Source organism: bacterium (genome assembly GCA_040757115.1).
Taxonomy (GTDB): domain Bacteria; phylum UBA9089; class CG2-30-40-21; order CG2-30-40-21; family SBAY01; genus JBFLXS01.
The window spans coordinates 1-11,428 of record JBFLYA010000121.1; the positions used below are offsets into that span (position 1 = coordinate 1).

The 11,428-nt window shown below is 36.4% G+C and carries 15 protein-coding genes; all 15 read right to left on the reverse strand.

The genetic code is table 11. The annotated features are described in order from the left end of the window. Window positions 1-140: 140 nt before the first annotated feature. A complete protein-coding gene (gene rnc, locus AB1422_11450; protein ID MEW6619929.1) occupies window positions 141-881 on the reverse strand; it encodes a ribonuclease III in 741 nt (246 codons plus the stop codon). After that, window positions 881-2,125: a beta-ketoacyl-ACP synthase II gene (gene fabF, locus AB1422_11455; protein MEW6619930.1), complete on the reverse strand. Its 1,245-nt coding sequence runs from the start codon at window positions 2,123-2,125 to the stop codon at window positions 881-883. Before fabF ends, rnc begins: the two co-directional genes overlap by 1 nt. An 11-nt stretch (window positions 2,126-2,136) precedes the next feature. Beyond that, window positions 2,137-2,373, reverse strand: a complete 237-nt coding sequence (locus AB1422_11460) for an acyl carrier protein (protein MEW6619931.1) — start codon at window positions 2,371-2,373, stop codon at window positions 2,137-2,139. A 109-nt stretch (window positions 2,374-2,482) separates the two neighbouring features. After that, the gene (locus tag AB1422_11465; protein ID MEW6619932.1) at window positions 2,483-2,623 is read right to left on the reverse strand and encodes a hypothetical protein; all 141 of its coding nucleotides are present in this window, start codon (window positions 2,621-2,623) and stop codon (window positions 2,483-2,485) included. A gap of 34 nt (window positions 2,624-2,657) precedes the next feature. Continuing rightward, the gene (locus tag AB1422_11470; GenBank protein ID MEW6619933.1) at window positions 2,658-2,831 is read right to left on the reverse strand and encodes a hypothetical protein; all 174 of its coding nucleotides are present in this window, start codon (window positions 2,829-2,831) and stop codon (window positions 2,658-2,660) included. Between the two features lie 31 nt (window positions 2,832-2,862). Next, on the reverse strand, window positions 2,863-3,615 hold the full coding sequence (fabG, locus tag AB1422_11475) for a 3-oxoacyl-[acyl-carrier-protein] reductase (protein MEW6619934.1): 753 nt from the start codon (window positions 3,613-3,615) through the stop codon (window positions 2,863-2,865). A gap of 67 nt (window positions 3,616-3,682) precedes the next feature. Continuing rightward, a complete protein-coding gene (locus tag AB1422_11480; GenBank protein ID MEW6619935.1) occupies window positions 3,683-4,036 on the reverse strand; it encodes a four helix bundle protein in 354 nt (117 codons plus the stop codon). A gap of 58 nt (window positions 4,037-4,094) precedes the next feature. Continuing rightward, the gene (gene fabD, locus AB1422_11485) at window positions 4,095-5,021 is read right to left on the reverse strand and encodes an ACP S-malonyltransferase (protein ID MEW6619936.1); all 927 of its coding nucleotides are present in this window, start codon (window positions 5,019-5,021) and stop codon (window positions 4,095-4,097) included. Window positions 5,022-5,165: 144 nt separating this feature from the next. After that, window positions 5,166-6,161 carry a beta-ketoacyl-ACP synthase III gene (locus tag AB1422_11490; GenBank protein ID MEW6619937.1) on the reverse strand — a complete coding sequence of 332 codons (996 nt, stop codon included), beginning with the start codon at window positions 6,159-6,161 and terminating at the stop codon, window positions 5,166-5,168. Continuing rightward, the gene (plsX, locus tag AB1422_11495; GenBank protein ID MEW6619938.1) at window positions 6,162-7,157 is read right to left on the reverse strand and encodes a phosphate acyltransferase PlsX; all 996 of its coding nucleotides are present in this window, start codon (window positions 7,155-7,157) and stop codon (window positions 6,162-6,164) included. 1 nt (window position 7,158) lies between these two features. Further along, on the reverse strand, window positions 7,159-7,347 hold the full coding sequence (rpmF, locus tag AB1422_11500) for a 50S ribosomal protein L32 (protein MEW6619939.1): 189 nt from the start codon (window positions 7,345-7,347) through the stop codon (window positions 7,159-7,161). Window positions 7,348-7,387: 40 nt separating this feature from the next. After that, complete coding sequence (locus AB1422_11505; protein MEW6619940.1) at window positions 7,388-7,759, reverse strand: four helix bundle protein; 372 nt, start codon at window positions 7,757-7,759, stop codon at window positions 7,388-7,390. A 22-nt stretch (window positions 7,760-7,781) separates the two neighbouring features. Next, a complete protein-coding gene (locus AB1422_11510; GenBank protein ID MEW6619941.1) occupies window positions 7,782-8,258 on the reverse strand; it encodes a DUF177 domain-containing protein in 477 nt (158 codons plus the stop codon). Between the two features lie 353 nt (window positions 8,259-8,611). Continuing rightward, window positions 8,612-9,622, reverse strand: coding sequence for an isocitrate/isopropylmalate dehydrogenase family protein (locus AB1422_11515; GenBank protein ID MEW6619942.1), 1,011 nt, complete (start codon window positions 9,620-9,622; stop codon window positions 8,612-8,614). 234 nt (window positions 9,623-9,856) lie between these two features. Next, window positions 9,857-10,966, reverse strand: coding sequence for a type IV pilus twitching motility protein PilT (locus AB1422_11520; protein MEW6619943.1), 1,110 nt, complete (start codon window positions 10,964-10,966; stop codon window positions 9,857-9,859). Window positions 10,967-11,428: the final 462 nt, after the last annotated feature.

The window sequence follows — 11,428 nt, forward strand, 5'->3', positions numbered from 1 at the left end:
TTCTGGACACATACATAATGATTAAATAATAGCATATTAATTAAATTTTGTCAAGCATTTTTTAAAAAAAATAATAAAATTTTTTAATAATACTCGTATGCACACTTTTAAGGTCTAAAATTTGCCTCTCCCCTTGATTATTAAAAGGTTATCCCTTCTTTATAGGCTCTTTTTGAGGGGAAGTTCCGTTGCAAAGCAGAGAATGCGGCTTGTTGTTCTGCCTCTTTTTTACTTCTACCTCTTCCAATTCCCCATGTTTTACCTTTTACCATAACCGCTATTTCAAAAATCCGATTATGGTCAGGACCTTTTCTACTAATTACTTTATAAAGAGGCAGGATTTTAAATCTCTTTTGAGTAAATTCCTGGAAATCACTTTTATAATCTTGAACATGAACATTATCGCTAATTTTTTCAATTTCTTCCTCAAGTTGTGATAGGATAAAAGTCCGTGCTGGTTCCAATCCTGAATCTAAATAAATCGCTCCAATAACTGCCTCATAGGTATCAGCTAAAATAGAATGTCTATTTCTACCCCCGGTCATCTCTTCACCTTTACCCAGAAGTAGATATTTACCCAATTCTAAATGTTTAGCACACTTGGTCAATATAGGTGTGCTGACGACTTTAGCTCTAATCTTGGCTAAATCCCCTTCCATATAATCAGGATATTTAAAATAGATATACTCACTGACTACAAGTCCTAAAACTACATCTCCTAAAAATTCCATCCGTTCATTTTGAAGGGTGCCATTATTTCTTTCTAATTCATAGGCGTAAGATGTATGAGTTAATGATTGATTAAAAATCTGGAGGTTTTTAAATTCTACACCCATTATCTCTTGTAATTTTTTAAGTTCTTGAATTCTATTTTCATCCATTAATTTTTATACCTCTTAACTATTAAACTCACATTATGACCTCCAAAGCCAAGAGAATTAGATAAGGCGATATCGATATTTTGAATTCTGGCTTGGTTTGGGACATAATCTAAATCACATTCTGGGTCTTTATATTCATAATTTATCGTTGGTGGGATAACTCCTCTTTCAATAGTTAAACAGCAGATAATAAATTCTACTGCTCCGGCAGCACCTAACATATGGCCGGTCATAGATTTGGTCGAACTAACAGGAACAGAATAGGCATAGTCACCAAAAACGGACTTAATGGCTTGTGTTTCACATTTGTCATTTAATGATGTAGAGGTGCCGTGTGCGTTTATGTAATCTATTTGTTGTGAGGTTAAGTTAGCATTTTGCAATGTTCGTTGCATTGCTTTTGCTGCCCCTTTTCCTTCAGGAGCAGGAGAAGTAATATGGTAGGCATCACCCGTCATCCCATAGCCAATAATTTCAGCGTAAATATGTGCATTTCTTGCTTGAGCATGTTGTAAGGATTCTAAAATAATTATGCCCGCTCCTTCAGCCATAACAAATCCATCGCGCAGTTTATCAAAAGGTCGAGAGGCTCTTTCAGGGTCATCATTTCGAGTAGATAGTGCTCTTGCCGAACTAAAACCCGCTAATCCTAAAGGGGTGACAGCCGCTTCTGCACCACCAGTTATCATAACTTCTGCTTCACCCCTTTCTATAATTCTATAGGCATCACCAATAGCATGAGCACCACTGGCGCATGCAGTTACAACTGCAGAATTAGGGCCTGTTGCTCCATATCTTATCGCTACTTTGCCTGAGGCAATGTCTATAATTAACATTGGAATAAGAAATGGTGTTACCCTTCTGGGACCTTTTGCTAATAAAACCTTATGTTCGTTTTCAATAGTTGCCAGCCCACCAATACCCGAACCGATATAAACCCCTATGCAGTCAGGATTTTCATTACCAGGTAAATCTATTTTGGCGTCCTCAACAGCTAATTTAGTGGCGGCAATAGCAAATTGCGCAAATCTATCCGTATGCCTTATATCCTTTTTCTCCATATACAGATTTGGGTCAAAATCTGTTACCTCACCGGCAATCTGACACTCATAATCCTCAACAGGAAATAAAGTTATTCGTCTAACTCCATTTTTCCCGGCGACGACATTGTTCCAGAATTCCTCTTTCCCAATTCCAATAGGTGTAAGCACACCCATTCCTGTTACTACAACTCGATTTTTAATATACGACTCCATTAAGCCCGCTCCTCAATGTAAGTTACTGCATCCCCAATAGTAAGGATTTTCTCAGCGTCTTCATCTGGAATCTCTATACCAAATTCCTCTTCAAAAGCCATTACCAACTCTACTGTATCCAGAGAATCTGCGCCTAAATCATCCACAAAGGATACTTCTGAAGTTACTTGTTCTTCATTTACTCCTAATTGGTCGATAATGATTTGTTTTACTCGTTCAAAAACTCCTTCTGCCATTTTATTTCATTCACCTCCTTTAATTTGGTAATTGGTAACTGGTGAATAGTAATTAGTTACCAATTACCAGTTTATAAGTTAATCTTCTTTCGTAAGATTGCTAAGTCTTTCAATAAACACTGTTGCATTCTTCAAAGCCTCTTTTACAACAGGTGTCGAGCGTAGTGTCCCACGATGACTTACTCAATATCTCCTTAGCATTTTCTATAAATCTCATTGCTTCTTTTCTCTTCATAATGACTTTCCTCATTATTTATAATCAGACAGAAATCAGATATCAGATTTTAAAGGATATATCTTAAATATCTGTCCTCTGTCTTATGTATTTCAATTGATGCCCCAATAATTTTTCTGTTATCTGATTTATTTCCATGTTTTCTCTGTTCCTCTGCGCCTCTGCGGTGAAGAGTTACAATTTCTCTTGCATTTTGTAAATATTTTAAAGATTCTCTTTCCATACCTTTTGCCCTCTAACTTCTGTTTTCTATCCTACATTGCCATCCCACCGTCAACTACAATCACCTGACCGGTGATATAAGACGCAGATGGTGAGACTAAAAATCCAACTGCATTAGCAATATCTTCAGGCTTACCATATCTTGCCAGTGGTATGTGTTCTAAATATTGTTTTTTTACCTCATCGGACAATTTAGAAGTCATTTCAGTTTCTATAAATCCTGGGGCTACCGCATTAACATTTATCCCTCTTTTTGCCAGTTCACGAGCCACTGATTTAGTCAATCCAATAACCCCGGCTTTAGATGCCGAATAATTAACCTGACCGATATTCCCTTGTAGTCCTACGGTAGATGAGATATTAACTATTTTGCCTTCTCGTTGTTTAATCATCACCTTCGCTACTTCTTTAGTGCAGTTAAAAGTCCCAGTTAGATTAACATCTAAAACCGCTTTAAAATCTTCACAGGACATACGAATAAGAAGTGTATCTTTTGTTATCCCGGCGTTATTAATAAGTATATTAATCTTGCCAAATTTGTCAAGCACAATTTGTACCATTTTTTCAACTTGCAAATTATCAGCCACATTAACCTTGAGACTCAATGTTTGAACATTAAATTTTTGTTTTAACTCATCAGCGGTTGCATTTGCCTGGTCAGAATTTATATCCACGACTACAATCGAGGCGCCTGCATCGGCTAATGTCTCACAAATAGCCTTACCAATTCCCCTTGCTCCGCCAGTAACAATCGCTACTTGGTCTAATAAAATTCTTTCACACATTTTCTTTCACCTTCTTTCCCTTGAAAATCGGTTTATAGTTTATAGTTGATAGTTTATAGTTTATGGTTTATAATGATTGTGATTTTGAAAGTTTAGAAAGCATCTTTGCTATATACTCTGAATCATTATAAAGTTCATTAAATAAATCATTTGTTAAATAATTATTATCTAAAGCAACAAATAATTGAGATACTGTTTCATACAATGAACCGATAGAAATTTGGAGATATCGCTTAAAGTCAGTTTTACTAAATCTACTACTACCTTCAGCTATAGATGAAAGAATAGATACAACACTTTTCCTCGTATGTTGAATTAATCCAAATTGCTCTTGTTTTGGATAAAATGAGGTAATTTCATAAATCCTTTTTAGAAATTTTCTTGTTTTCTGCCAAACTTCAAGTTTCTCAAAACTATACATCTTCTCCTCACATCAACTCTCAACTACCAACTATCAACTATAAACTATAAACTATCAACTATCTACTATCTACTAAACTATCCATATTCTCAACATTTTTAACCTCTACGGCTGAATCTATCCTTCTAATCAATCCCTTTAAAACCCTGCCTGGTCCTATTTCAATAAAGGTATTTATCCCTTCGTTTATCATAAATCTCACGCTATCTTCCCATAGTACCGTGCAGGCAATCTGCTTTGTTAGAGATACCCTTATTTCATTCGGCTCTATTACTGGTTTTGCAGTAACATTGGCAATAATAGGTATCTGTGGAGTTCTAATCTCTACCGCAGACAATGCCCTGGCTAATTTTTCTTGAGCAGGTAACATATAACTTGAATGGAAGGCACCGTTTACGGCTAATGGAATTGCCTTTTTTGCCCCTGCTGACACTGCTTTTTGAGCGGCTTTTTCCAGATAGTCCTTCATTCCAGAGATGACAATCTGCCCCGGGCAATTAATATTGGCTATCTCTACGGATTCCTCCAGGCAAATTCGCTCTACCTCAGTCCTTTCCAATCCGAGGACAGCTATCATTCCTGTTGGATGTTTTTCTGCCTGCTCCTGCATAAATTGTGCCCTTTTCTGAACGATGCACACCGCCTCTTTAAATTCTATACCCCCAGCGGCAGCTAAGGCACTGTATTCCCCCAGACTATGGCCAGCCAGGTAAACAGGCAGTTGGCAGTAAGCAGTAGGCAATAAGATTTCTTTTAATACTTGTAGACAAGCGATGGTGGTGGTTAATATTGCAGGCTGAGAATATTGGGTTTGCGAGAGTTTTTCAATCACACCTTCAAAACATAACTTTGTCTGGGGATAACCTAAGACCGCATCTGCCTGGTCAAAAATTTCCTTTGCAGATTTAAAATTCTGATAGAATTCATAGCCCATACCTACATATTGTGAGCCCTGTCCTGGGAAAACATACGCTATTTTTTTCACTTATCAATCCTTATTCTGAAAAATCGGTTATAGTTTATGGTTTATAGTTTATGGTTTATGGTTTATAGTTTATGGTTTATAGTCCTTCAACTATAAACTATAAACTATAAACTATCAACTATCTACTATCAACTATCTCCCCTTTTAAAATCGAATGACTGTTCCTGCCCAACAAAGTCCGCCACCAAAAGAGCTTAATAAAACAATATCGCCCTTTTTTATTCTACCTTGTTTTTTTGCTTCATCGATAGAGACAGCCGTAGAAGCCGCAGACATATTACCATATTTATGTAAATTCACAAAAACTTTGTCTGGACCAATATGAAGTCGTTTATCTACAGCTTCAATGATACGGATATTAGCCTGATGTGGAATGAATAAATCTACCTCACTAACATCTAAATGAGCCAGATGTAATGCCTTTCTTGCAGATTTACACATTGCATCAACGGCATATTTGAATACCTCTCTACCATTCATTTTGATATAATGGAATCTTTCGTCTATAATTTTTTGAGAGATAGGGTTTCTGCTGCCGCCACCAGGAATTTGCAATTTATCAGTTTTGGAACCATCAGCCCCTAAGTAACTACTAAGGATTCCAGTTCCTTTTCGGACTGGTTGTAACACGACTGCTCCAGCCCCATCACCAAATAAAACACAGGTATTACGGTCTGTCCAATCGGTAATTTTAGTAAGGCAATCTGCGGCAATAACCAAAACAGTCTTATAGGTATGGGTAGCAATTAGATTTTTGGCTAATTCTAAGGCATAACTAAACCCGGCACAGGCGGCGGATAAATCAAAACAGGCGGCATGAATCGCCCCTATTTTATGCTGAATAAAACAAGCAGTAGATGGAAAAAGCATATCCGGAGTAACGGTGGCGACAATAATCATTTCTACCTTTGAAGGATGAACTTTTGCATCTTCCAGAGCGGCTAATGCGGCTGGAACGGCTAAATCCGAAGATGCCTGATTATCTTCAGCAATCCGTCGCTCACTTATGCCACTCCTTGTTCGTATCCACTCATCTGAAGTATCAACCATTTTCTCAAGGTCAAAATTAGTCAATACTTTAGAAGGTGTATAAGAACCTGTGCCAACTATACCTACTGCCCTTAATTCATCTTTTTTCATCTATCCCTCTTTAATTCCTTTTTCGATATGAAGATTGACTTGATGGTTAATAAATTCGCAAGCTACCCTGATTCCATTCTTTACTGCCTTCGGAGAAGAAGCACCATGACAAATAATACACACACCATCTATGCCTAAAAGTGGTGCTCCGCCATATTCTGAATAATCAACTAATTTTTTAAACTTTTTAAATGCAGGTTTAGAAAGAAAAGCACCAATCTTCAAACTGAGACTTTTAGATAATTCCTGTTTTAAAAAGCTAATTATCATTTCGGCTAAACTTTCACCAAATTTTAAAACCACATTACCCACAAATCCATCACAGACAATTACATCTACCGTGCCATTTATAATATCTCTTCCTTCAACATTGCCGATAAAATTTAGAGAAGAGTGTTTTAGCAGGTCAAATGTCTGAGAAGTAAGTGTATTCCCTTTACCTTCTTCTTCCCCAATACTTAAAAGTCCTATTTTAGGATTGGGCTTTCCCATAATATCTTTGGCATAGACATTACCCATTATGGCAAATTGTAAGAGATGTTGTGGTTTGCAGTCAACATTAGCGCCCACATCAAGAAGTATGGATGCTCCGGATAAAGTCGGAATAAGTGTTGCAATTGCAGGTCTAAAAATACCTTTTAGTCTGCCAGGATACATTAAAGCACCTGCCATTACCGCGCCAGTATTACCTGCTGAAATAAAGGCATCTACCTCACCTTGTTTTAATGCCTTTATCGCGACAACAATTGAAGAATCTTTTTTAGTTTTAACTGCTTGTGCCGGAGATTCATGCATTTCAATAATTTCTTTTGTATCCCTGATGACAATTGGTAATCCTTTTGTTTGATAACGAGCCAATTCATTAGTAATTGCCTTTTCTTGACCAAATAAGGTTATTTGAGTTACTTCTTTTAACTCATTCAATGCCTCAACCACACCAGCTACAATAGACTGTGGTGCATGGTCTCCGCCCATAGCATCAACTGCAATACGCATTTTATTTTTTCTTTTCCTCTATTGTTAATACAACGCGGCCGTTGTAAAAACCACAATTTAAACAAATACGATGAGGTAATTTTGGTTGTCCACATTGGGAACAGGTAGAAATATCTACTGGTGTTATTTTCCAGTGACTTCTTCTTTTATCTCGTTTTGCCTTTGATGTTTGTCGTTTTGGATTAGCCATTTTTTAAAACCTCCTTTTAGAAGTAGTCAGTAGTCAGTAGTTAGTCGTAAACTTTACTAACCAATGTATATAACATCGCTTGTATTTCATCTAATTGTGCTACTCTCTTATTGATTATTTCTGCAGGTAAAAATTTTGTGCATCTGATATATCTACCTTTACTTTCACCTGCTGACCCACGCGAAATCCTAAAAAATTGTTTCAGTTCTTTACCTGCTTTACGACCATAACCTTCTTCCATATTAGCACAAATGGAATCAAGGCTTCTAATTTGTTGTCTTGCCAATTCTTTCCCAGCAAAATTTTCACTCAAAACTGGTAAATCTTCTTTTATAAATTCGTCAAACAATTTCATTGCTTTCTGATAGACAATAAAATCTTCTACACTTTTAACTTTTATTTTGTTCTCCATTTTTCCTTACTCTCTCTACTGACTACTGACTACATGTAGTTTTATTCAAATTTACGCCGCAATGACTACACAATCCCTGACAGTTTTCTTGACAAATTGGTTTTATCGGTAACGATAATATTATTTGCTCTCGAATTTGTTCCATTAAATTAATATTATCCTGGCGATAAAAAATCCTTTCTATGTCCTCTACTTGTAATTCTCCTCCATAATCTTCTGTTTTTTCACATTTGGTTTCGTATAAATCTATTTTAAAATCCCGGTTTAATTTAAAATTAAAATCTTCAAGACAACGACTGCATTGAAGCAGAACATCAACTTTTAAATTACCTCTAAGTCTAATACTCTCACCGATATTAACTAAATGGAATTTAATAGAAATAGGAGAGGTAAGTTTTATGTCTTCAATTGTGTCAAGAGATTCATCTTGTTCAATAAAGAGTTCACTGCCGATATTTTGTTTTATTTTAGAGATGTCAACACTAACTAAATCAATCATTTTTTATGGTGTTATCTGGTGGTGTCTTAATCTAGCATAAAGGTTGAAATAGTGTAAGAAAAGGAGATATGGGGATTATGGAGATTAGAAGATAAATTTATTCTAAAATTTTGGAAATTACAATGAATAATCTCCCTATCTCCCTTTATCTCCTTATCCCTTTTTTACACCAAATCTGCATAGATTTCGCTATTAGCGTTATTTTCAAACACCACCTGTTATCTCCAATTCAGATTTAATTTACAGAGCCGTTACAGGTGACGAATCAATAATTGTCGTAAACTGTGAAAAACATTGGTAACTGATTACCAGCTATCACCTAATCAGGAATGTATCATACACTATTTTTATTTTTATGTCAAGGGAATTTTTTGAATGATAGATTTAGTCATCTGGGAGGTTGTTGAGGAACCACCTAAATCATAGGTAAGTGTTTTCCCTTCTTTAATCACCAAACCCACTGCGTTCACAATTTTTTTAGCCGCCTCTTTCTCTCCTAAATATTCAAGCATCATTGCCCCGGATAAAATACAGGCACAGGGATTAATTTTATCTTGACCGGCATATTTAGGTGCTGAGCCATGGACAGGCTCAAAAACTGCCACACCATCTCCTATATTTGCCGAAGGGGCTAATCCTAATCCGCCGATTAAACCGGCACATAAATCAGAAAGAATATCTCCAAACAGATTAGTCGTAACCAAGACATCATATTCCTCTGGTTTTTTCACCAATTGCATAGCCATATTATCTACAATTTTATCTTCAAATGCTATCTGGGGATATTGTTTTGCTACTTCCCTTGCCGTTTCTAAAAATAACCCACAGGTAACCTTTAAAATGTTAGCTTTATGAATACAGGTAACCTTTTTGCGGTTATGGGCAATGGCATATTCAAAAGCAAATTTGACAATTCGTTCACTGGCTTTTTTTGAAATCACCCGAATACTTTCACCAATAGTTTTCTCTTGGTTAATGAAATGTTCGATTCCAGAATATAATCCTTGTGTATTTTCTCTAATCATCACCAGGTCGATATTTTCATATCGGCTGGGAGCTCCAACAAAAGAAACAGCTGGTCTAACCCCCGCATAGAGATTTAGTTCTTGTCTTAAAACAACATTAATACTTCTAAATCCATAGCCAACTGGGGTAGAAGTAGGTCCTTTTATGGCTACTTTGTTTTTTCTAATCGAGTCTAAAACCGCGGCAGGTAATGGTGTTTTTTCTTTCTCTAAAGCACACTCACCGGCTAAAACCTTTTCAAATTTAATGTCAACACCAGTGGCAGACACCACATTCACCATTGCCTCAGTTATTTCTGGTCCTATCCCATCACCTGGGATTAAAGTTACATTATACATTGTTTTTTTCCCCTCTCTATAGTTTTGTAATTTTGTAACTGTTCACCGCAGAGACACAGAGACGCAGAGAAAAAAATTAAAATCTATGGACGAGACGTAAACAGCTCATATATATTTCCATGTCTGCCTCAATAATCTTTTATGTTATCTGATTTATTTCTATGTCTTCTCTGTTCCTCTGCGTCTCTGCGGTAAAGGACTACCTGAACGGTTACCAAATTCTGCTAAATTAAGTTAATACTGCATATCCATTCCGCCAATAACTATCCCGCCACCGGCATGAGCTCCTTTAAGTCCCAGTCTTAAATCATCAGGATAAGGTGTGGCAGAAAGTGCCTCTTCTATTGTAACCAACCCAATATTAACAACTTTAGCAATAGCCTGGTTTAAACTTTGCATCTGCCAATAGGTTGTGGAAGATTCAATCACCTTACGGATACCGGATGTATTTCCTTTTTCGATTAAATCCTTGATTAAAGGAGAATTAATCATAATTTCAACTGCGGCAATTCTACCTTTTTCATCTTTTCTCCGCAATAATCTTTGAGAAACTACACCCAGTAAAGTCAGAGATAATTGAATTCTAACCTGGGTTTGCTGAGAAGTCGGAAAAACATCAATGATACGGTCAATTGTTTGTGTGGCATCATTAGTGTGAAGTGTTGATAAAACCAGATGACCGGTTTCAGCGGCACTCAGCGCGGTAGACATTGTCTCAATATCACGCATCTCACCGATTAAAAGCACATCCGGGTCCTGACGAAGTGCTCGCCGTAATGCCTCACGAAAACTTTTCGTATCAACATCTAATTCGCGTTGGTCAATCGTGCTTTTATCATCACGATGTAAAAATTCTATTGGGTCTTCTATGGTAATTATGTGACAATTACGATTTTTATTAACAAAACCCACCATTGCCGCTAATGTTGTGGATTTTCCACTTCCAGTAGGCCCGGTGACTAATATCAACCCTTGTGGTTTGGCAACTAAATTTTTTATAACAGGTGGTAAGCCTAATTGCTCTACAGTCGGAATCTCGTAAGGAACAGCTCGAATAATACAACCTATCACACCACGCTGTTTAAACACATTTACCCTGAATCGAGCCACACCTGGTAAACTGTATGAAAAATCGATATCCAGATTCTCTACGAATTTCTTAATCTGCTCCTGATTCATCATACTATAAACTAAATTCATCACATCCTCAGGACCAAGTTTTGGTAAATCAGTTGGGGTTAATATGCCCGCAATTCTAATAAGTGGAGGTCTGGCTACCTTTAAATATAAATCAGATGCGTGTCGTTCTACTAACATCTTTAATAATTCTGGCATCTTTAACATTGTTTTTAATTCTCCCTTCTTAATTCATAGATTAGAGTTCTGCAAAACCAGGAAACTGTAGTTTTTAAGCGGGTATTTAAAACCTCTATTTTATCAATTCTCTCCAAATATCAAAATGCAAAACTCGTTTATAGTTTATAGTGTATAGTGTATGGTTTATAGTTTATGGTTTATAGTCCTTCAACTATAAACTATCTACTATCAACTATCAACTAAAAATTATCTCTTCCCTTTCAGCGTTAAAATACTTGAAGCAAAGATATTACCAATTTGAAATTTGATTTGTAATTTTGCATTTTGATATTTATATTTGATATTTGATATTTAATATTTAATTGCTACATAGCATAACATCGTGCACCCTATTTTAATACAAATTTATAGCAGGACATCGTGCACTCTCACCCCATGGGGTGAGCGAAATTCTAATCCTCAAAAATAGCAGGACATCGTGCACCTTAC

Bases quoted from the DNA above. Each gene is read 5' to 3' on its own strand.
- rnc (MEW6619929.1), bottom strand. From the start codon at position 881: ATGGATGAAAATAGAATTCAAGAACTTAAAAAATTACAAGAGATAATG.
- AB1422_11460 (MEW6619931.1), bottom strand. From the start codon at position 2,373: ATGGCAGAAGGAGTTTTTGAACGAGTAAAACAAATCATTATCGACCAA.
- AB1422_11465 (MEW6619932.1), bottom strand. From the start codon at position 2,623: ATGAGGAAAGTCATTATGAAGAGAAAAGAAGCAATGAGATTTATAGAA.
- AB1422_11470 (MEW6619933.1), bottom strand. From the start codon at position 2,831: ATGGAAAGAGAATCTTTAAAATATTTACAAAATGCAAGAGAAATTGTA.
- fabG (MEW6619934.1), bottom strand. From the start codon at position 3,615: ATGTGTGAAAGAATTTTATTAGACCAAGTAGCGATTGTTACTGGCGGA.
- AB1422_11480 (MEW6619935.1), bottom strand. From the start codon at position 4,036: ATGTATAGTTTTGAGAAACTTGAAGTTTGGCAGAAAACAAGAAAATTT.
- AB1422_11490 (MEW6619937.1), bottom strand. From the start codon at position 6,161: ATGAAAAAAGATGAATTAAGGGCAGTAGGTATAGTTGGCACAGGTTCT.
- plsX (MEW6619938.1), bottom strand. From the start codon at position 7,157: ATGCGTATTGCAGTTGATGCTATGGGCGGAGACCATGCACCACAGTCT.
- rpmF (MEW6619939.1), bottom strand. From the start codon at position 7,347: ATGGCTAATCCAAAACGACAAACATCAAAGGCAAAACGAGATAAAAGA.
- AB1422_11505 (MEW6619940.1), bottom strand. From the start codon at position 7,759: ATGGAGAACAAAATAAAAGTTAAAAGTGTAGAAGATTTTATTGTCTAT.
- AB1422_11510 (MEW6619941.1), bottom strand. From the start codon at position 8,258: ATGATTGATTTAGTTAGTGTTGACATCTCTAAAATAAAACAAAATATC.
- AB1422_11515 (MEW6619942.1), bottom strand. From the start codon at position 9,622: ATGTATAATGTAACTTTAATCCCAGGTGATGGGATAGGACCAGAAATA.
- AB1422_11520 (MEW6619943.1), bottom strand. From the start codon at position 10,966: ATGTTAAAGATGCCAGAATTATTAAAGATGTTAGTAGAACGACACGCA.